This window comes from Chitinophaga sp. CC14 (genome assembly GCF_048957795.1).
GTDB lineage: Bacteria > Bacteroidota > Bacteroidia > Chitinophagales > Chitinophagaceae > Chitinophaga > Chitinophaga ginsengisegetis.
This window is the reverse complement of record NZ_JARBFY010000001.1, coordinates 77,625-98,632: the sequence shown is the minus strand read 5'-3', so window position 1 is coordinate 98,632 and position 21,008 is coordinate 77,625. Positions and strand designations below refer to the sequence as shown.

Below are 21,008 nucleotides of genomic sequence, written 5' to 3'. Positions count from 1 at the left end.
GCGTAACATGAAAATCAGTAAGTATCTTCTCCCGTTGAAAATCGTGCTGCTCATTTCTGTATTGATCAGTGTTTACATCACGATCTTTAATGGTGTTGCTTTTTTTCAATCGCGTTTCAGCCCTGATACGCCGGGTTTAAAAGCGGCTGTTCTTCAAAATACCATACTGGGTTTACTGTACCTGGTAATGACCTGGTATCTTTTCCGGCTGTTGATTGGCGCGGGGAGTGAAGATATTATCTCCCGGAAAAATCTCAGTGCGGTAAAAGGAATCCTGTTTGTTTTATCGGGATTGCTGCTCACTAAAATTGTTTTTGCCTGGATAGCGGGCGATAGCATAAAGGTGTATAACAACCGGCTGTATTTCCGGTTGCTGAGCGTACTGGGCGCCACCTGGGAACTGCTGATGGCCTTTATGGTGATCCTGGCGCTGGCCATCGTTTTTGAAAGGGCGGTAAGCCTGAAGGAAGAACAGGCGTTGACCATTTAATGATCTAAATAACAATATGCAATGGGGATAATCGTCAATCTGGACGTGATGCTGGCAAAAAGGAAGATGTCGCTGACGGAGCTGAGTGTGCAGGTGGGTATTACGATGGCAAATCTCAGTATACTAAAAAGTGGCAAAGCAAAAGCCATCCGGTTTTCCACACTGGAAGAGATCTGCAGGGTACTGGAATGCCAGCCGGGCGATATACTGGAATACAAGGAATAGATTGCTTTTTCATACATGATAGACAAAAAAAAATCTGCTATTCGTTAGCAGATTTTTTTATTTATAAGATAACAGAAGATGATCTACAGATCTTCTTCTCTTTCCAGCATCAGGATAGCGGCCTGTGGTACGATATAATACGTTTCTTCTTCGTACACTACTTCAGTGGAACCACTGAGCAGGAAAATAGCCAGGTCGCCTTCTTTCACCTGTAACGGAATATATTTTACTTTCTCTTCTTCCGGCTTCCAGGCATCGTCACTGTCGACCGGTACAGGGATAGCATACCCCGGACCCGTTTTAATAACATAGCCACGTTGAACCTTTTCCTTTTCCTGAACCCCGGGAGGCAGGTATAATCCACTGCTGGTGCGCTCGTGGGGAGTAGCTGGCTTTATCAGCACGCGGTCGCCCACAACGATCAGTTTTTTCAATTTATTATCTGTTGTTATGTGTATAGCCATGCACTGTATCTATCAAATATAATGCAGCAGCAATAATAGTGACAGACTGACAGTAATTTAAATACTGCTGAGTGAAAAAGTTTCACCCGCCCGGATGCCTTTTTCAGTTTGTTGCAGTACACAACATTCATTTACCGGGTCGTGCTCGAAATAAAGAATATATTCTTTATCCACTGCTTCCTGTAAAAAGCTTTTCTTTTCCTGCAATGTTTTCAGCGGAAACATATCGTACGCCATTACGTAGGGCAGTGGAATATGACCGGTGGATGGCAGGAGGTCGGCCATGTATATAATGGTTTTACCCTTATAGCTGATCTGTGGCAGCATCATGGCATCGGTGTGCCCGTTGGCAAACCGGATGGAAATATTATCCGTAAAGTTTACGCCTTCCAGGTGATTAATAAATTTCAGCTGACCGCTTTCCTGGATAGGCAGGATATTTTCTTTCAGGAAAGATGCCTTCTCCCGGTCGTTGGGTTGTGTAGCCCATTTCCAGTGATCTTCATTGCTCCAGTAGGTAGCATTTTTAAAAGCCGGCGCCAGCTGGTCGCCCTGGCGGATAATGCTGCCGCCACAGTGATCAAAGTGAAGATGCGTGAGGAACATATCGGTGATATCGTTCCGGTGGAAGCCATGTGCCGCCAGTGATTTATCCAGGGTGGCATCTCCATGCAGGTAATAATGGCTAAAGAATTTCGCATCCTGTTTATCGCCAATGCCATTGTCTACCAGGATAAGGCGGTTACCGTCTTCAATCAGCAGGCAACGCATGGCCCAGCTGCATAAATTGTTTTCATCTGCAGGATTCAGTTTATTCCAGATGGTTTTGGGCACTACGCCAAACATAGCGCCGCCGTCCAGTTTAAAGAATCCTGTTTCAATGGTGTATAATTTCATTATCCTTGAATTTTATCGGGTAGTTCTGCTTTGAAAGATACCTAATTCTCTACAGCCAGCTGCTTTTGTTTGCGCAGGGCAGAAATGATCCATATCAGCCCGATCACAAAAAACACCACCAGCGCCAGCACGGAATTCCGCATGTCTTCGGTAAGGTCATCTATATAGGCAAACGAAAACATACCAATTACGATGGACAGTTTTTCGGTAACATCATAATAACTGAAGAAGGAGGTGGTATCTTCTGTTTCGGGCATCAGCTTGGCATAAGTAGAACGGCTGAGGGATTGGATACCACCCATTACCAGTCCCACCGCAGTGGCCAGTAAATAAAAATGCATAGCTGTTTGCATTTTGTACCCGGCAATACAAATGCCTATCCAGAATATTACAACGGCAATCAATACACGTAGATTACCAAACCGGGTAGAAAGCCGGGCCATGCTCCAGGCGCCGGCAATAGCCACAATCTGGATAATCACCACGGTAACGATCAGCATTTCATCAGGGAGCTTTAATACTTTACCACCAAAGATGGTAGCCGCCATCATCACGGTTTGTACACCCATGCTGTAAAAGAAAAATCCCCGCAGGAATCTTTTCAGTACAGGCAGTTGTTTTACCTGGGCATATACTTTCCGCAATTCTGTAAATCCTTCTGTGAATGCGCTGCCGGTATGTTTGGTAGCTGTAGCGATGCTTTTTGGCAGGCGGGCAAACGTGATCTGTGCAAAGCCAAACCACCAGATACCTACCAGCAGGAAGGTAAGCTGCACCGGTTGGCTTTTACCCATGCCCATTTTTGGTCCTAGTACCACCAGGCCAAAGCCCAGCAGTTGTAAAATCACGCTGCCTACATAACCCATGCTGAAACCCCGGGCACTGATCCGGTCCCGGTCTTCCGGCGCTGCAATTTCAGGCAGGTAGGAGTTGTAAAATACCAGTCCGCCGCAATACCCGATAGTAGAAAGGATAAAGCAGGCTACGCCCAGCAGGAGATGGTCCCCGTCGAAGAAGTAAAGTGCGCAGCAGGAGAGCGAACCCACTATGGTAAAGAAGCGCAGGAAATTCTTTTTATTACCCCTGGTATCCGCAATAGACGACAGGATAGGAGAGGCAAAGGCTACCAGCAGGTAAGCGGCTGCCATGGAATAATTGTACAATGCGGAGTTTACAAAGTTCATCCCGAGAAAGGAAACGTGTTCGCCTGTAACCGCTAAAAAATAGATAGGGAAAAAAGTAGTGGTGATAACTAGGTTGTACACGGAATTGGCCCAATCGTACATTGCCCAGCCATTAATCACTTTCTTACTGGCAGTCTTCATATAGCTTTTAGCTTTTCACGAAGATAATATTCCCGTTGATTTTATCTTATTTATAATCCATGATATGGATATGCTCGCGGCACATGAAGTATTCCTGTTCATCGTTGGAGCTTACAATAATAAGGCGGTTACCGCCATAGTCATTGATGAGCTGCTGGTACACGGCGATACCGGCTGCATCGAGGTTGGTGCAGGGTTCGTCCAGCAGGAGAACGGGAACATCAGACAGGATGGCGAGGGCCAGCTTGATACGCTGTTTCATCCCGGAAGAAAAGTTGCGGAGTTGTTTGTTGGCGGCTTTTTCCAGTCCTACCAGCTGCATGGCAATGGCGGGTGTAATCCCCGGCAGGAAGCTTTTGAACTGTTGATGGAACTGGATGATTTCTGTGAGAGTAAACTCTTCGATGAGTTCAAGATAAGGAGCAGCGATGGCACAATACTGGAAAAACGCATCAGGGGCGATGGGTTTTTCCGGTGTGCTATAGGTAACGGCGCCTTCATTGTGTTGAATGGCGCCGCTGATTACCTGTAATAATGTGGATTTCCCTGAACCATTGGGACCCAGTATGGCATAACGTTGTCCTTCACTAAAGGTGAGGGTTACCCGACGGAAGATCCAGTCGTAGTTAAAACGCTTACCTGTCTGGTTAAGAGATATCGTCATTGGTTCTGGAAGTATAGCCTCTCATGATACCACGTCCTGATTCACGGATGAACGACAGGATTTCATCTCTCTCATCGGTAGCAGGAAATTCTGCCTCGATGATGTTCACGGCTTTTGATAATTTATAACCTTTTACAAAGATGACACGGTAAATGTCCAGGATAGAGTTGATCTTTTCCAGGGAAAAGCCTCTTCTCTTCAGTCCTACGGAATTTACGCCCACATAGGAAAGTGGTTCGCGTGCTGCTTTCACGAAAGGAGGCACATCTTTACGTACCATGGAACCACCGGTTACAAATGCGTGATCGCCTACTTTACAGAACTGTTGAATGGCTACCATTCCAGCCAGTACTACGTGGTCGCCCACGGTAATATGACCGGCGAGGGTAGTATTATTTGAAAACACGCAGTAGTTGCCTACTTCGCAATCGTGCGCAATGTGGCTGTATGCCATGATCAGGCAGTTATTCCCGATTTTGGTTTTCCATTTGTCTTTGGTACCGCGGTTAATCGTCACATATTCACGGATAGTAGTGTTGTCGCCGATTTCAACGGTAGTTTCTTCGCCCGCAAATTTCAAATCCTGGGGGATGGCAGAAATAACAGCGCCCGGAAAAATACGGCAGTTTTTGCCGATGCGGGCTCCTTCCATAATAGTTACGTTGGAACCTATCCAGGTACCATCACCGATTTCTACGTTTTTGTGTATAACGGTGAATGGATCAATTTTTACATTAGGCGCAACTTTGGCGTCCGGATGTATGTATGTAAGCGGGTGGATCATTGCTATTATTTGCCTTCTCTTGTTTTTATAATTTGTGCTATCATGTCGGCTTCAGTAGCTACTTTGTTGCCGATGAATACTGTCCCCCGCATTTCCACAAGCCCTCTTCTGATAGGACTCAGCAACTCCATTTTCAGGATCATGGTGTCGCCCGGAACTACTTTCTGTTTGAATTTACAATTATCTATCTTCAGGAAATAGGTATCATAGTTTTCAGGATCAGGTACACGGTTCAATGCAAGGATACCGCCTACCTGTGCCAGCGCTTCCAGTTGCAGAACGCCCGGCATTACAGGGTTTGAAGGGAAATGGCCCTGGAAGAAATGTTCGTTGAAGGTAACGTTCTTGATACCTACTACTTTCTCTTCTCCCAGTTCAATGATCTTATCTACCAGCAGCATCGGGTAACGATGCGGCAATGTTCTTTCAATACGCGGCGTATCAAATACAGGTGGCTGATTGGGATCGTAAACAGGTACGTCTTTGTTATGTTTGTTCTTCTTGATATATGCTTTGATCGCGCGGGCAAACTCCACGTTCGATGCGTGTCCGGGACGGTTGGCAATGATATGCGCATTGATCGGGTAACCGATCAGGGCCAGATCACCTACCACATCCAGCAGTTTGTGACGTGCCGGTTCGTTCGGGAAACGTAATTCTATATTGTTCAGGATACCTTCTTTCTGTACAGAAATGGTTTCCCGGTTAAATACCTTGGCTAAACGGGTCAGCTCATCTTCCGTTACCGGCTTGTCTACCACCACAATCGCGTTGTTGATATCGCCACCTTTGATCAGGTTAAGCGACAACTGGTATTCCAGTTCATGCAGGAAGCAGAAGGTACGGCAGGGCGCAATTTCTGTTTTGAACTCTTCGATACCCTTCATTTTGGCGTGCTGGGTACCCAATACCGGTGAGTTGAAGTCGATAAGACAGGTAATACGGTAGTCCAGTGCCGGCATCGCCACCATTTCTACCTTTTTCTTCTCATCATAATAACTGATGTTGGTATCAATAGTATAGTATACTTTTTTGGCATCCTGGTTCTGCAGGCCGGTTTTTTCTATTGCTTCAATAAAAGCGTAGGCGCTTCCGTCCATGATAGGAATTTCTCCACCATCCAGTTCCACCAGCACGTTGTCCACACCGGTTCCTGCCAAAGCAGCCATAATGTGTTCTACGGTACTCACTCTGGCGCCGTTGTGCTCGAGCGTAGTGCTGCGGGTTGTTTCTACTACATAATCCACATCTGCTTTCACGATGGGTTGTCCCGGCAGGTCTACACGTTGAAATTTAATCCCATGACCCGGCGTTGCCGGTTTAAGGGTCATATTAACATAGGCGCCTGTATGCAAACCAATACCCGACAAGGTGATCTCACCTTTCAGGGTATGCTGGTATTGCAACTGTTGATTTTCCATAATAAGCTAACTAATATGTAACTATTTAACCAGTAATCATTTATACACCCGCTCGTTCTTGCAGCAGTTGTTTAACCATCTCTTCCAGCTCCTTTACGCGCTTTTCAAGGTCCGGCAAATTTCTAAAAATTGCCTGACTTTTCAGCGAACTTTTATAATCGTACGCCGGAGAGCCTGTCAGAGAGGTATTGGGCACTGTAATAGACTTGGATAAGCCGCTCTGTGCATTGATTTTGGTGTTGTCGGCGATGTGGATATGACCTACCATCCCAACCTGGCCACCGATCACGCAGTTCTGGCCGATTTTAGTACTGCCGGAAACGCCGGTTTGCGCCGCAATCACCGTGTTAATGCCGATGTCTACGTTATGTGCCACCTGGATCAGGTTATCTAGTTTCACACCTTTACGGATCACCGTACTACCCATAGTAGCCCGGTCGATAGTAGTATTGGCGCCAATTTCCACGTCGTCATGGATTACTACGTTGCCAATCTGGGGTACCTTTTTATAGGAGCCGTCCGGCTGAGGGGCAAAGCCAAAGCCATCGCCACCGATCACACAACCGGCATGCAGCATTACGCGGCTGCCTACAATACAGTTATCGTATACTTTCACGCCCGGGTACAGGATAGAATCGTTATTAACGATCACATTATCACCCAGGTATACGCCGGGATATATTTTTACGTTGTTGCCCAGCACCACGTTCTCACCCAGGTACGCAAAAGCACCCACAAACACGTTTTCCCCCATCTTTACAGATGCAGGAATGTAGGAAGGTTGCTGAATACCAGACTTATTGCCGGTCAGGTACCTGTATTGCTCCAATAACAACGCAAAGCTGCTATAGGCATCCTTTACCCGGATCAGGGTCGATTTGATCGGACGCTCAATCACCAGGCTCTCATTCACAATCAGAATGGAGGCATTGGTGGTATATATGAATTCTTCATATTTAGGATTGGCAATGAAACTGAGCATGCCCTCGCCAGCTTCCTCAATCTTGGCGATGTTGCTCACCTTTACGTCCGGATTTCCCTCCAGCTTACCATCTAACATGGTAGCTAATTGTAATGCGCTAAACTGCATAGTTTAAAATTGTAATGTTTTCCAGGCTACACCGGATAGTATGAACTTATTTATTTAACATTTTATTCCTTATAAAACGTTGTTAGCCTGAATTTTTGGATGACAAATGTAGAATTTTTTTACCGGTATCGCCAGTGTATGGCTAATCAGTGCATTGTCGATGGAGGAAATGTCTTTTACAGTTCCATCCTTGAATAGGATATTAATCTTCTCGTCGTTAACGTTATACGCCCTCAGCGAGGCTGCGCCGGAAAAAACAAAGTAATCCAGGTCAGCGCCTTCAATCCCCCATTTTTGCTTCACCTGCTCCTTCAATAATAGTGCTGCACTTCCGTCGAACGGCTGATTGCTTAACACAACTTTAAATAAGTTCCTGTCTATCAGCCATTTGCACAAAAGCGACAAAACCTTGTCCTCGTGTGTAGTCCAAACTTTAATAGCCCCCATTATATCATAGTCATCCAGTTGGCAAAATAAATCCAGGCATTCGGGACCGCATTCAAAATTGTTCTTCGTAACGGTATTATACAGGAAATATGCCAGGGCAGGGGAGCAGAACAGCTCCTTTCCCTCCTGTGCCAGCGATTTCGCCCTGGTCAGGATCTTTACCAGCATGTTTTCGGCGCTGAGCACCGTTTTATGCAGGTATACCTGCCAGTACATCAGCCGCCGGGCTATGATAAACTTCTCTATAGAATAAATTCCCTTTTCTTCCACCATCAGCTCCCCCTTATGTACAATCAGCATCTTGATGATGCGGTCGTACCCGATAGTACCTTCCGCCACTCCCGTGAAGAAACTGTCGCGGTTCAGGTAGTCCATTCTGTCCACATCCAGCTGGCTCGACACCAGCTGATGCAGGAATTTCTTATGATAACGCCCGTTAAAAATATCCAGCGTAAGCGACAGGGCCCCGTTCATCTCCCTGTTCAATGCTTCCATCAGCCACTGGGAAATCTCTTCGTGAGATACCCCCTCAATAATACCGTTCTCTAAAGCATGGGAATAGGGTCCATGCCCTATGTCATGCAGTAAAATGGCCATTTTTGCAGCCACTTCCTCTTCCGGGGTAATGTCTGCCCCCTTGCTGCGAAGCTCCTGCAGGGCCATACTGATAAGGTGATAAGCGCCCATGCTATGATGAAACCGCGTATGCATAGCACCAGGATACACCAGGTGCGCCAGCGCCATCTGGTGTATGCGGCGAAGCCGCTGGTAATATGGATGTGAAATGAGGTTAAGAATCAACGGGTGATCTATGGTAATAAAGCCATACACCGGATCATTAACAATTTTTCGCTTGCGTTCGGTCATTGCATTTAATTATACGATTTCAGACGGGGGCGTCCGCGTCTGAATCCCTGGTGCCTGTATGCAAAACTACACCCGAAATTAATTATATGTAATTTTTTTACTTATAATGACGCGCTGCATCCACGATACCCCTATGACAGTTCAAAACAATTGGTAGGTTACAGGTAATTAATCTTATGGATGCGAAGGTAAATAACTTTATCAGCCTGTTCACTTTTTCCTGCTATCATTTTACCGTGTTCAGCCCTTTTTAACATATAATTACCGGCAAATGATAGACGGGGAATGATATTTGCAAAAAATTAGGGGTAATTTCCTTTTTTTACCGGCACCTTAAATCATATTATGAGTCAGATAAATATACTATGGGTAGATGATGAAATAGAGTCCCTGAAATCGCAGATTATCTTCCTGGAAAGCAAAGGCTACAAAGTTTCGGCTCTTACCAACGGATACGACGCACTCGAATTTTTGAAAGAACAGGTGGTAGATGTAGTGTTACTGGACGAATCCATGCCCGGCATCACCGGCCTGGAAACCCTCGGTAAGATCAAGGAAATTGATCAGCAGATCCCCGTGGTCATGATCACCAAAAACGAAGCGGAAAACGTCATGGACGACGCTATCGGGTCCCAGATCACCGACTATCTCATCAAACCGGTAAATCCAAACCAGGTATTATTATCTCTCAAAAAAATAATTGATAACAAAAGACTGGTGGCCGAAAAAACCACTACCGCTTACCAGCAGGAGTTCCGCAGCCTGTTTATGGCCCTGAGTTCCAACCCCGACTTTAACGAGTGGATGGACATCTACAAGAAACTGGTGTACTGGGAAATGGAAATGACCAAAACCAACAGCCCGGAAATGCTGGAAGTGTTCAATGCCCAGAAAACCGAGGCCAACAACGAGTTTTCCAAGTTCATCAGCCGTAATTACAGCGACTGGCTCCACCCAAAAACAAAAGAGGCCCCGGTTATGTCGCATACCCTGTTCCGCGATAAGGTAGTGCCTAACCTGGACCCCAACGTACCCAACGTATTCCTGCTTATCGACAACCTGCGGTACGACCAGTGGAAGGCGATCCAGCCTATTTTCCAGGAATCGTTCCGGCTCGTGGAGGAAGAGTCGTTTTACAGCATATTACCTACCAGCACACAATACAGCCGCAATGCCATTTTTGCCGGCATGCTGCCCATAGATATCGAACACCGGTTTCCCCAGGAATGGAAGAATGATGATGAAGAAGGCGGGAAAAACCTGTATGAAGAACATTTTTTTGCTGCCCAGCTGAAGCAGATGAAGATGGATCCCCGGTTTTCATACACCAAGGTGACCAATCATGCCGATGCCCAAACCATGCTCAATAATATCCACAATATGCTGGACTATCCGCTGAGCGTAATTGTATATAACTTCGTGGATATGCTCAGTCATGCCCGCACGGAAATGGAAGTACTGAAGGAACTGGCCGGCGATGAAGCCTCTTACCGCTCTATCACCGCCAGCTGGTTTGAACACAGCCCGCTGCATCAGGCATTGAAACGCATCAGCGATAAAAAAATAAACCTGATCATCGCCACGGATCATGGCAGTGTAAGGGTGAAAACACCGGTGAAAGTGATCGGCGACAAACAAACCACCACCAATCTGCGCTATAAACACGGCCGCAATCTGAACTATGATCCGAAAGAGGTACTGGCCTTCCGCGATCCCCGTGACGCCGGGCTGCCAAAGCCAAACGTTAACTCTTCCTACATCTTTGCAAAAGGAGACGGGTATCTGTGTTATCCCAACAACTATAACTATTTTGTAAACTATTACCGGAATACCTTCCAGCACGGCGGTATTTCCCTGGAAGAAATGATTGTACCTTTTGCCAGGATGGTAACAAAGTAACAACAGCTTTTTGCTATTTTTGCGACATGAATATCAAAATCACACCTAATAACCTGACTAAGCTGGAAAAAATCTTCGATGAGGCCAAATATGTGCTGCGCTTCGAAAAAGGTAGTTTCCTGTCCGGTTACTGCATCCTGGAACATAAGAAGGTGGTAGTGATCAATAAATTCCTGAACCTCGAAGGGCGTATCAATACGCTGATCGATATTTTAACGACCCTGCCGCTGGACGAGGAAGCGCTGACGGCAGAGTCGCACAAACTGTATAAACAGATACAGGCCAGCAAACCGATCCCGGAAGCGGGGGAAGAAGAAGGCGGGGCCCCGGAAGAACACGCAGCAGAATAGGCAAAAACAGACAAATGATGTTGGGATGAAAGTTACATTCTTAGGTACAGGCACGTCGCAGGGAGTTCCGGTTATAGCTTGTGGTTGCGAAGTTTGCTCCTCGGCCGATAAAAAAGATAAACGCTTACGCAGCAGTATTATGATCTCGGCGCCCGCCGGTAATATCGTTGTGGATACCACGCCGGATTTCCGTTACCAGATGCTGCGTGAAAAGGTTGGGCACCTGGAAGCCGTACTCATCACCCACTCCCATAAAGATCATATTGCCGGCATGGACGATATCCGCGCCTTTAACTATTTCCAGAAAAGCGCTATTAATATATATGCCACCGAGTTTTCGCAAAGCGTGATCAAACGCGAGTTTGCCTACGCCTTTTCTGATTTCAAATACCCCGGCATCCCGGAAATAAATCTGAAAACTATTGCTGATGATCCTTTTGATGTAAACGGACTAACCATTACGCCGGTACATGTTATGCATCATCAGATGCCCGTACTGGGCTTCCGCATCCACGACTTTACCTATATCACCGACGCCAACTATATTGCGCCGGAAGAAAAAGAGAAGATCCGTGGTTCAAAGATCCTGGTACTGAACGCACTACGCCGCGAAAAGCATATCTCTCATTTTACCCTGGAAGAAGCCATTGCGCTGGGAAAGGAACTGGATGTGCCGGAAGTATACCTCACACATATCAGCCACCAGCTCGGATTGCATGAGGCGGTATCCGCGGAACTGCCGCCTGGTACCCACCTGGCCTACGACGGCCTCTCTCTCGAAATTTAAGGAGCGTTTTATTTCTGTTAACAAAACACCGCACAGATCAACTTAGCTTGGGGCAAAAATTGTTGTTGACCCATGTGGAAATCATTTGCCCGCGAATATCTGCGGTTTTCCCGGAAAGAACGGCATGGTATATTAATGCTGGCGTTACTCATGATACTAACCAGCTATTTGCCCGACCTGCTCTTTTATTTTCAACGTAGGCCCGTTACCGGTAGTGATGACCTGAAAGCGGCGGTAACCGCCTTTGAAGCCGGACTGGTAGCCGCTGAAAAAGAACCGGCTTTGACGGGTGGGCGTTATGTGCCTACCGGCGCAGATCCGGGGAAGGCCGTCTTGTTTTATTTTGATCCCAACACTTTGCCCGCAAGCGGCTGGCAGCAGTTGGGGGTAAGCGAACGCACCGCTGCCACCATTGGTAAATACCTGGCCCGGGGTGGGCATTTCCGGGTGCCGGCTGATCTGGGGAAGATATATGGTTTGCCTCCCGCGTTATGCGCACAGCTAATACCTTATGTGCGTATTGCGGATAAAGGCGGGAACAGGTTTTCCGGGAGATATGAACCGCGCAATGGACCTGGAGATAAAGACTATAGCGGTGGTTGGGGGAGGGGAGCGTACTATCGTGGGGACAGTAATGTGCTGTATGAGGGACGTAAAAACAAAGGATACACCTATTACCAGGACAGCGCCCGCGACGATGCTTCGTTTACGCGTTATCGTAAGAAACCACCGGCTGCACCGATCGATATTAACACGGCAGACAGCGTCGCCTGGCAGTCGCTCCCTGGTATCGGAGCAGGCTTCGCGCGACGGATTATTGCCTTCCGCGACCGGCTGGGAGGTTTTTATGCGGTGGAACAGGTGGCAGAATGTTATGGCTTACCTGACTCCACATTTCAAAAAATTCAACCGTTCTTACAGATCGGTAGCAGTTCTCTAAAAAAACTAGACCTCAACCTCACAGATGAAAAATCTTTGGCAGCTCACCCATACATACGCTATAAACTGGCCCGTCTCATTGTGCAGTATCGCAGTAGCCACGCGGGTTTCAGGGCAGTATCCGACCTCCGCAGCCTGCCGTTGGTGGATGAGATTATTTATCGTAAAATTGAACATTACATTGAGATCAAATATTAAAGCCACACGTTTATGAACTTTGCGCCTACGGAAATGCAACAACAGATTGCACAAATGATCCGGGATTTCGGGAAAACACATATTCAGCCTCACGTGATGGAATGGGACGAGCAGCAGGAGTTTCCGGTACATATATTCAAACAGCTCGGAGAGCTGGGATTGATGGGCGTACTGGTGCCCCAGGAGTACGGTGGGAGCGGGTTGGGATACCTGGAGTATGTAACCGTGGTGAGTGAAATTTCACGCATTTGCGGGGCAATCGGGTTAAGCGTGGCGGCCCATAACTCATTGTGTACCGGTCATACGATGCAGTTCGCCAATGAAGCGCAAAAGCAGCGTTACCTGCCCAAACTGGCTACCGGCGAATGGATCGGTGCCTGGGGATTAACGGAACCCAACACCGGTTCCGACGCCATGAATATGAAATGCGTGGCTAAGAAAGACGGCAACGACTGGGTACTGAACGGCACCAAATGCTGGATCACCCACGGTAAAAGTTGCGATGTGGCGGTAGTAATAGCCCGCACCGGGGATGTGCGCGACAGTCATGGTATGAGCGCCTTCCTCGTGGAAAAGGGCACTCCGGGCTTCAGCGGCGGCAAGAAAGAAAATAAACTGGGTATGCGGGCCTCTGAAACCGCAGAAATGATATTCGATAATTGCCGCATTCCTGCCGAAAATATGCTTGGCGCGGAAGGCGACGGCTTTATCCAATCCATGAAAGTATTGGACGGCGGCCGGATTTCCATTGCCGCACTATCGCTCGGTATCGCTAAAGGCGCTATGGACGCCGCATTGAAGTACTCAAAGGAACGGCACCAGTTTGATCAGCCCATCTCCAACTTCCAGGGCGTGTCCTTCAAGCTGGCAGATATGGCCACAGAAATAGCCGCCGCGGAATTACTTACCATGCAGGCGGCAGACATGAAAAACCGTAAGGTGAAAATGACCCAGCAGGCCGCTATGGCTAAATATTATGCGTCGGAAGTAGCGGTAAGGGTAGCCAACGACGCCGTACAGATTTTTGGGGGTTATGGCTATACAAAGGACTTTCCGGTAGAAAAATTTTATCGTGATGCAAAATTATGCACCATCGGGGAGGGAACTTCCGAGATTCAAAAGATCGTAATTGCCCGGGAAGCACTCAGATAGAATAACGATTTTGCAATTGATACTGATTCTATTGAGATAGCAGGATTTTTATAATTTATGAAAAGAGCATTTATAAGCCGCTCATCATTTTTTCAAAATAGTTTAATATTACCCCTTTAGTGTTATTGAATATTGCAAAAGGAACGTTAAATTTGGGTTAATTCATCACTCTTTACCGTTTATCAACCTTAACACACAAAATCAAGAAAGATTTGAAACACATTTACGCAATGAAAAGCACCCTGTAATACGGGTGCTTTTCTATACCGGGTCTGAACTGGTTTATCCCGTATAAAGATGCTTAGTAAAAATGTGAAGCCTGTAATCCACGTTATGATTCTTCTTTAATTCAGTAGTTCTACTGATACCTGTAATATTTATCCCTATTACTTTTACAGCTGAAATTATTCCTTATTGTTATGTTCTCCAAAGTTCTAAAATGGGCCGCACGTATTGTGCTTGGCCTGGTAGTGATCGTATTGACGGTGTACGGCGTTTTTAATTTTCTCTTCCGTCAGCATGCCAGCAAAAAATATACAGTTACCGTAAGAAACATTCCCATCCCCAACGATTCAGCCACTATTGCAGAGGGCCGGCACCTTTATGAAATAAAGGGTTGCGGCGAATGCCACGGAGCAGACCTGCGCGGGAAAGTGGTGGTGGATGACCCGGCCATTGGCCGCATTGCCGGCAACAATATTACGTATGGAACAGGAGGGTTACCGGAAAACTATGACAACACCGACTGGCTAAAGGCATTGCGGCACGGTTTAAATACCGCAAATAAGCCGTTATTACTCATGCCTTCAGAGGAGTTCACCCGGATGGATGATCACGATATTGCGGCTATAATTGCGTTTTGCAGGGCACAGCCAAAAATAGATGCGCCTTCCATTCCCATAGAGATGGGACCAATGGGAAAAATCCTGTCTGTAATGGGCAAAATACCCCTGTTTCCCGCAGAGAAAATTGATCATCACAAAGAGCAGCCCAACCAGGTAGCAAAGGCGGCTACAAAAGAATACGGCCAATACCTGGCGGTATCCTGTACCGGTTGCCACAAGCCTGCATTGACCGGCGGGGATAACCCGGTGCCGGGCGCTGTACCGGTAGCCAACATCACCTCTACCGGGCATGTGGGAAAATGGAGCCAGCACGATTTTATTACTACGCTGCGTACCGGTAAAACACCGGAAGGAAAGCAGTTGCAGGTAAAAGATATGCCGTGGAACATGACTGCACAGTACACGGATGAAGAGTTAACCGCGTTGTATCTTTATCTCAGAAGCCTCTAAAAAAGAAGAAGGGCTTTCCGGAAAGTATATCTCCGGAAAGCCCTTCTTCACTGTATTTAAAACTACTTTTTATCCTTGTTGAAGAAGTCGGACACTTTATCCTTTGCTTCTTCTGCCCAATCTTCCGCTTTATCTTTCACATTATCCAGGAAATCACCTGCCTGATCCATCAGACCTGCCTTTTTTCCTTCGGCTTTGTCTGACATGCCTGCAAACCAGTTATCAACGGTACCGGCAATAAAAGGAGGTAATTTGCCCTTCACATATTCTTTGATCACATCGATGGACTGTGCGGCCTGTTCGGCTGTAAGTCCGGCTTTTTCCTGTAATTGCTGAATGAGTTCCTGCATAAATAGCGTTTTATGGTTAGAGATAGTGTTGCTGTTAACGGATCACCGGAACAGTTATGCCACTTTCAGTTTAATGAGGGTAGACTGCTCCAGTTTTGCCTGTGCATATTCCCTGGTAAGATGAAAGTGTGTTTCGTTGGCAGACGGCAGTTCGTACATCGCGTCACTCAGCACTACCTCACAGATGGAGCGTAATCCACGCGCACCCAGTTTGTATTCCATTGCTTTGTCTACGATATAGTCTATTGCTTCTTCTTCTATCTGTAAATCGATATTTTCTACCTTGAAAAGTTTCTTGTATTGCTTTACCAGCGCGTTTTTAGGCTCGGTAAGGATCAGTTTCAGGGTATCTCTGTCGAGCGAGTTGAGATAGGTAACCACCGGTAAACGGCCCAGTAACTCAGGAATCAGACCAAAGGATTTCAGGTCCTGTGAGTTGATATAACGCAGGATCTGTTTCCTGTTTTCTTCTTCTTTTTCCTTGTTAACGGTAAAACCGATAGAGTGGGTTTGTACTCTTCTGCTGATGATTCTTTCCACGCCATCAAATGCGCCGCCGCAGATGAAGAGGATATTTTGTGTGTTCAGCTTGATCAGTTTCTGTTCAGGGTGTTTACGGCCACCCTGTGGAGGTACCAGTACTTCGGTGCCTTCCAGTAATTTCAGCAGACCTTGTTGAACACCTTCGCCGCTTACATCACGGGTGATGGAAGGGTTATCATTTTTACGGGCAATTTTATCGATTTCGTCGATATAAACAATGCCGCGTTCGGCAGCTTCCACATCGTAGTTACAAACCTGTAACAGGCGGCTGAGGATACTTTCCACGTCTTCACCCACATAGCCTGCTTCTGTAAATACGGTAGCATCCACAATAGCGAAGGGAACGTTTAATTGTTTGGCAATGGATTTGGCCAGCAGGGTTTTACCCGTACCGGTTTCACCCACCATGATGATGTTGGATTTTTCAATCTCTACCTCGTCATCACCAATTTGCTGGTTGAGTCTTTTATAGTGGTTGTATACAGCTACTGCCAGTATTTTTTTCGCATCATCCTGACCGATTACGTATTCGTCCAGGAATTTCTTCATGTCAATTGGTTTAGACACTTTGGGCGCGAAGTTGGGAGCTACGGCTGCAGCTGTTTTCTTGCCGGGGGTGAATAACTCCTGGTCAATTATCTCCTGCGCGTTGGCTACACAGTTTTCACAGATGTGTCCTTCAGCGCCTGCAATCAGTATCTGCACTTCTTCTTTGGAGCGGCTGCAAAAGGAGCATCGGATTTTAGATTCTTTCATTTCGGAATAGATTATTTTTCTACGAAACTATCATTGCCTGCATTGGTATTGCAGGGTTACAAATTTACATTAAATAGCCGAAAGCGTAAGTCTTAATACGGTAAAGCTTATCATCTCACAAAATAAAAGCTATTGTAGTGAAGATAGTAGCGTTTTTTAATATGTATCGCTGTAATCTTCGCTACAATAGCTTATTTATGCCTTGAGCTTTAAGCTTTTACTGAGGTGTTTCCAGGTTTTTCTTTGGATTTTTCTGGAGTACGTCATCAATGATGCCGTATTCTTTTGCTTCATCCGCAGTCATCCAGTAGTCACGGTCAGAATCTTTTTCCACTTTTTTAACCGGCTGTCCGCAGTGGCCGGCAATGATTTCGTTGAGTTCCTTTTTCAGTTTCACGAACTCACGCGCAGTGATTTCGATGTCTGAAGTCTGGCCTTCTGCACCGCCATGAGGCTGGTGAATCATTACACGTGCATGTTTCAGCGCGGTACGTTTTCCTTTTGTACCTGCTACCAGCAATACAGCGCCGAAAGAGGCGGCCATACCGGTACAGATAGTAGCTACATCGGGAGAAATGATCTGCATAGTATCATAAATACCCAGGCCGGCGTAAACGCTTCCTCCGGGGCTATTGATGTACATCTGTATATCACGGTTACGGTCGGAAGACTCGAGGAACAACAGCTGCGCGGTAATTACGTTTGCCACGTAGTCGTTCACGGGATCTCCCAGGAAAATAATACGATCAGCCATCAACCTGGAGAAAACGTCCATCTGGGTCATATTCATCTGGCGTTCTTCAAGGATATAAGGAGTCAGACTGTTGATCTGGTGGCTTTTGGTGTAACTGTCTACTACCAGGCTGCTGATTCCCCGATGCTGGATGGCATATTTTCTGAATTCATTATTAATGTTCATGATGGTGATGTTTATGAGGTAAATTAACAAAATCTTCTGCTTTGATTTCCTCTTCTTTCACGTTCACCTTAGCCTCAGCCCAGTCAAATAACTTGGCAGTGATCATTTCACGGTAAGTCTGGTCTACAAATTTCTCATCCTGTAACAGGCGATCCAGGTAGCTGTCTAACCATTCTGCTCCATCAGCAGCGGCGCCGCCATAGTAGCCTAATACTTTTTGTTTGGCATTTTCCTTCAGATCTTCGAAAGAAACTTCCAGTTTATTTTCTTTAACCAGTTTATCGCTGATGAGTGTCCAACGTAATTGATGGTCAAAACCAGGGAATTCTTTTTCCGCTTCTTCCGCAGTTTTTGGCTTTTCACCGCCTACCTGCAGCCAGCGTTTGAGGAAATCCTTTGGCAATTCAATCGGCGTTTCGTGTACCAGTACTTCAAACAGGTCGTTGTGAAGGTGGTTACGGCTTTCAGAATCCCAGTATTTGCCGATCTCTTCTTTCAGTTTAGCGCGGAAAGCTTCTTCAGTAGTGATTTCTTCTCCCGGATAAACTTCTTTGAAGAAATCTTCATTCAGTTCTCTCTTCTCAATCAAACCAACTTTGGTGATGGTCAGTTTGAAATATTTCTTTGCCGCTTCTTTGTCGCCAGCTTCAAAGCCCAGATCTTTCAGGATCCAGCCCAAACGCTGCTCGTCAAAGGAAGTAGCCAGTTGGAATACAATGCTGTCTTCATTCTTTTTACCCTGCAGCTCAGCCTGGATAGCCGGTGCAAAGTATTTTACCAGTAAGGCGTTTTCTTTTACGATACCGCCTTCCACTACATTACCTTTCTTGTCAGACTCTTCGAATTTAACGTTAATCACGTTATCTTCTGAAGTAATTGTTTCAGGTTCTGTTGTTTTTCCACCTTTCAGCTGTAAACGCTGTACTTCATCGTTCACCATTTCATCGGTAACGGTTACTTTATATTTTGTAAGGGTGGTTTTGTTGTCTTCCAGGGGAGTAACGCTGAAGCTGGGTTTCAGACCCACTTCAAATTCGAAGGCATAATCAGCGGGTTTGTTGAAATCCAGGTCTTTCGCCTGTTTTTCCAGGGACAGTGGCTGGCCGAAGATTTCCAGTTTCTCTGCCTGCACATAACCCATTAATTCTCTTTCAACAGTTTTCAGAATTTCGTCGCCAAAGATAGCCTGACCGTGCATCTTCTTAACCATACCTGCAGGTACCATTCCTTTACGGAAGCCTGGTATGTTCGCATTTTTGCTGAATTGCTTTACTGCTTTGTCAAAATTAGGAAGGTAGTCTTCCTGGCTCACTTTCACAGTGATCTTATCGTTCAATAAACCAATGTTTTCTCTCGTAACGGTTGCCATAATTGAATTGTATAAAGTGTTCTTTAAGAAGCAATAATGATTCCTTGTTTATTTTTCTGCCATGAAGTCACAACGGCAAGTAGGAATGGCAGGAAACTATTTTTGAATAAAATCAGGTGAAACTGTGTCTGAATAAGACAGGAGTGACAATGAAAGTGAGGGAGAGCATAGCATTATCACGTTGCCATATTGACGCATTGCCACATAATATTATATGTGCGGATGAAGGGACTCGAACCCCCATGCCTCGCGGCACCAGATCCTAAGTCTGGCATGTCTACCAATTTCATCACATCCGCAATAAATAAAAAGAACTTACTCTTCCTGTATCGTCCCGGCCCCGGAAACCCCATCCGGCTATACATGACAAGAGCCCCTTTTTAGCTCAAAAAGGATTGCAAAGGTATTATTTTTTGTGAATTAACAAAATCATTTATATAGAGAACATTCCGCGTGTTTCTGGCCCTAATTTTAAAAAAATCAGAATTAAGCTGTTAAATTGGTGAGCAATTACTGTAAAAGTCTATCTGATGGCTATGGCTAAAACCTTTTTTGAAGAATTAAACAGCGCAAATGCTACCGGTGTAGCCTATAAGAATATCAACCTGAAAAAGGCCGCACTGGCCTACTTTGCCAATTCGGGCAATGCCACTATCGCTGATCTCTGCAAAGAGCTGAACCTCAGCACACCCAAAGTAACCAACCTGGTGAACGACCTCATTGCCGATGGCCTGGTGATGGACTATGGCAAAATAGAGTCCACAGGCGGCCGTAAGCCCAACCTGTACGGACTGGTACCGGATTCGGCTTTCTTCATTGGGGTGGACGTAAAACACGACCACCTCAACCTGGGCCTGTCGGATCTCCACAAAAACCTGGTCACCACCGTAGAAGGACTGCCCTACGAACTGGACAATACCAAAGCCTCGCTGGAACAACTGTGCCTCCTGATCAACAACTTTATCGATGGCCTCACCGTTCCAAAAGAAAAGATCCTGGGCATCGGTATCAATATCCAGGGACGCATCAACTACGCCACCGGCTACAACTACAGCCTCTTCTATTTCGACGACGAACCACTCAGCAAAGTCATCGCTGCCAAGGTGGGTATCCGCGTTTTCCTGGAGAATGATTCACGGGCAATGGCCTACGGAGAATTTTGCTCCGACCTGGTGAACGGTGAACGCAACGTGCTGTTCCTCAACCTCGACTATGGCATAGGTATGGGCGTACTCATCAACGGGGAACTGTACTACGGTAAATCCGGCTACAGCGGGGAAGTGGGGCACATCCCGATGTTCGACAACGAAATCATCTGCCATTGCGGAAAAAAAGGATGCCTGGAAACGGAAGCCTCCGGATGGGCGCTGGTAAACATGTTCCGGCAAAAGCTGGCTGCAGGTTCTTCCTCTATGCTCAGCCGCACCCATCAATCACCCGAAGATATCCACCTGCATGATATTATAGACGCCGCTAACAACGACGATATGCTGGCCATTGAACTGATTGCTAAAGTAGGAGAGAACCTGGGCCGCGGCGTAGCCCTGCTCATGAACATCTTCAACCCCGAACTGGTGATACTCGGCGGCGCACTGGCCGCTACACAGGATCATATCCGCCTGCCCATAAAAAGCGCTATGAAAAAGTATTCCCTCAGCCTGGTAAGTAATGATTCCAAACTGAAAATGTCGCGGCTCGGTGAAAGCGCCGGTATTATCGGAGCCTGCCTGCTGGTAAGAAATAAGGTGCTGATAAGTTAGTTTTTGCCTAACTTTAT

21 protein-coding genes and 1 tRNA gene are annotated in these 21,008 nt (G+C 46.4%); 9 read left to right on the top strand and 13 right to left on the bottom strand.

The genetic code is table 11. From position 1 onward, the window contains the following. Nucleotides 1-7 precede the first annotated feature (7 nt). Together PV783_RS00465 and PV783_RS00460 are read left to right on the top strand one after the other, a co-directional pair. Complete coding sequence (locus tag PV783_RS00465) at nucleotides 8-490, top strand: DUF2975 domain-containing protein (protein WP_079473560.1); 483 nt, start codon at nucleotides 8-10, stop codon at nucleotides 488-490. Between the two features lie 21 nt (nucleotides 491-511). Further along, nucleotides 512-715, top strand: coding sequence for a helix-turn-helix domain-containing protein (locus PV783_RS00460; protein ID WP_079473561.1), 204 nt, complete (start codon nucleotides 512-514; stop codon nucleotides 713-715). A gap of 83 nt (nucleotides 716-798) precedes the next feature. Here the strand turns inward: PV783_RS00460 and PV783_RS00455 are convergent, their stop codons facing one another. From PV783_RS00455 to PV783_RS00420, 8 genes are all read right to left on the bottom strand, one after another. Further along, on the bottom strand, nucleotides 799-1,179 hold the full coding sequence (locus PV783_RS00455; RefSeq protein WP_235016102.1) for a co-chaperone GroES: 381 nt from the start codon (nucleotides 1,177-1,179) through the stop codon (nucleotides 799-801). Nucleotides 1,180-1,236: 57 nt separating this feature from the next. Beyond that, a complete protein-coding gene (locus PV783_RS00450) occupies nucleotides 1,237-2,076 on the bottom strand; it encodes an MBL fold metallo-hydrolase (protein ID WP_079473562.1) in 840 nt (279 codons plus the stop codon). A 41-nt stretch (nucleotides 2,077-2,117) separates the two neighbouring features. Continuing rightward, on the bottom strand, nucleotides 2,118-3,401 hold the full coding sequence (locus tag PV783_RS00445; protein WP_111579943.1) for an MFS transporter: 1,284 nt from the start codon (nucleotides 3,399-3,401) through the stop codon (nucleotides 2,118-2,120). A 46-nt stretch (nucleotides 3,402-3,447) separates the two neighbouring features. Beyond that, entirely contained in the window at nucleotides 3,448-4,065 is a 618-nt protein-coding gene (locus PV783_RS00440) for an ABC transporter ATP-binding protein (protein ID WP_079473564.1), read from the bottom strand. Next, nucleotides 4,049-4,849 (bottom strand): acyl-ACP--UDP-N-acetylglucosamine O-acyltransferase, encoded by an 801-nt coding sequence (gene lpxA / locus PV783_RS00435; RefSeq protein WP_079473565.1) that lies wholly within the window; start codon nucleotides 4,847-4,849, stop codon nucleotides 4,049-4,051. Before lpxA ends, PV783_RS00440 begins: the two co-directional genes overlap by 17 nt. A gap of 5 nt (nucleotides 4,850-4,854) precedes the next feature. Continuing rightward, a complete protein-coding gene (locus tag PV783_RS00430; RefSeq protein ID WP_079473566.1) occupies nucleotides 4,855-6,270 on the bottom strand; it encodes a bifunctional UDP-3-O-[3-hydroxymyristoyl] N-acetylglucosamine deacetylase/3-hydroxyacyl-ACP dehydratase in 1,416 nt (471 codons plus the stop codon). A gap of 40 nt (nucleotides 6,271-6,310) precedes the next feature. After that, complete coding sequence (gene lpxD / locus PV783_RS00425; protein WP_079473567.1) at nucleotides 6,311-7,360, bottom strand: UDP-3-O-(3-hydroxymyristoyl)glucosamine N-acyltransferase; 1,050 nt, start codon at nucleotides 7,358-7,360, stop codon at nucleotides 6,311-6,313. 69 nt (nucleotides 7,361-7,429) lie between these two features. Further along, nucleotides 7,430-8,674, bottom strand: coding sequence for an HD domain-containing protein (locus tag PV783_RS00420; protein WP_420986848.1), 1,245 nt, complete (start codon nucleotides 8,672-8,674; stop codon nucleotides 7,430-7,432). 345 nt (nucleotides 8,675-9,019) lie between these two features. On the opposite strand from PV783_RS00420, the gene PV783_RS00415 reads away from it, so the two are divergent. From PV783_RS00415 to PV783_RS00390, 6 genes are all read left to right on the top strand, one after another. Next, nucleotides 9,020-10,573 (top strand): response regulator, encoded by a 1,554-nt coding sequence (locus tag PV783_RS00415; RefSeq protein WP_079473569.1) that lies wholly within the window; start codon nucleotides 9,020-9,022, stop codon nucleotides 10,571-10,573. Between the two features lie 26 nt (nucleotides 10,574-10,599). Beyond that, the gene (locus PV783_RS00410; protein ID WP_079473570.1) at nucleotides 10,600-10,923 is read left to right on the top strand and encodes a hypothetical protein; all 324 of its coding nucleotides are present in this window, start codon (nucleotides 10,600-10,602) and stop codon (nucleotides 10,921-10,923) included. A gap of 25 nt (nucleotides 10,924-10,948) precedes the next feature. After that, nucleotides 10,949-11,710, top strand: a complete 762-nt coding sequence (locus tag PV783_RS00405; RefSeq protein WP_079473571.1) for an MBL fold metallo-hydrolase — start codon at nucleotides 10,949-10,951, stop codon at nucleotides 11,708-11,710. Nucleotides 11,711-11,782: 72 nt separating this feature from the next. After that, the gene (locus PV783_RS00400; RefSeq protein WP_420986847.1) at nucleotides 11,783-12,847 is read left to right on the top strand and encodes a ComEA family DNA-binding protein; all 1,065 of its coding nucleotides are present in this window, start codon (nucleotides 11,783-11,785) and stop codon (nucleotides 12,845-12,847) included. 12 nt (nucleotides 12,848-12,859) lie between these two features. Continuing rightward, entirely contained in the window at nucleotides 12,860-13,999 is a 1,140-nt protein-coding gene (locus PV783_RS00395; RefSeq protein ID WP_079473573.1) for an acyl-CoA dehydrogenase family protein, read from the top strand. Between the two features lie 419 nt (nucleotides 14,000-14,418). Beyond that, nucleotides 14,419-15,294 (top strand): c-type cytochrome, encoded by an 876-nt coding sequence (locus PV783_RS00390; protein WP_420986846.1) that lies wholly within the window; start codon nucleotides 14,419-14,421, stop codon nucleotides 15,292-15,294. 62 nt (nucleotides 15,295-15,356) lie between these two features. On the opposite strand, the gene PV783_RS00385 is transcribed toward PV783_RS00390, so the two are convergent. From PV783_RS00385 to PV783_RS00365, 5 genes are all read right to left on the bottom strand, one after another. Then, entirely contained in the window at nucleotides 15,357-15,644 is a 288-nt protein-coding gene (locus PV783_RS00385) for a hypothetical protein (RefSeq protein WP_079473575.1), read from the bottom strand. A gap of 54 nt (nucleotides 15,645-15,698) precedes the next feature. Beyond that, entirely contained in the window at nucleotides 15,699-16,943 is a 1,245-nt protein-coding gene (gene clpX / locus PV783_RS00380) for an ATP-dependent Clp protease ATP-binding subunit ClpX (RefSeq protein ID WP_420986845.1), read from the bottom strand. Nucleotides 16,944-17,160: 217 nt separating this feature from the next. Next, entirely contained in the window at nucleotides 17,161-17,862 is a 702-nt protein-coding gene (gene clpP, locus PV783_RS00375) for an ATP-dependent Clp endopeptidase proteolytic subunit ClpP (protein WP_079473577.1), read from the bottom strand. Continuing rightward, nucleotides 17,852-19,231 (bottom strand): trigger factor, encoded by a 1,380-nt coding sequence (gene tig, locus PV783_RS00370; RefSeq protein ID WP_420986844.1) that lies wholly within the window; start codon nucleotides 19,229-19,231, stop codon nucleotides 17,852-17,854. Before tig ends, clpP begins: the two co-directional genes overlap by 11 nt. A 217-nt stretch (nucleotides 19,232-19,448) precedes the next feature. Next, nucleotides 19,449-19,530: transfer RNA gene (locus PV783_RS00365), tRNA-Leu, on the bottom strand. 237 nt (nucleotides 19,531-19,767) lie between these two features. On the opposite strand from PV783_RS00365, the gene PV783_RS00360 reads away from it, so the two are divergent. Next, nucleotides 19,768-20,991 (top strand): ROK family transcriptional regulator, encoded by a 1,224-nt coding sequence (locus PV783_RS00360; RefSeq protein WP_079473647.1) that lies wholly within the window; start codon nucleotides 19,768-19,770, stop codon nucleotides 20,989-20,991. The last annotated feature ends 17 nt before the right edge of the window (nucleotides 20,992-21,008 follow it).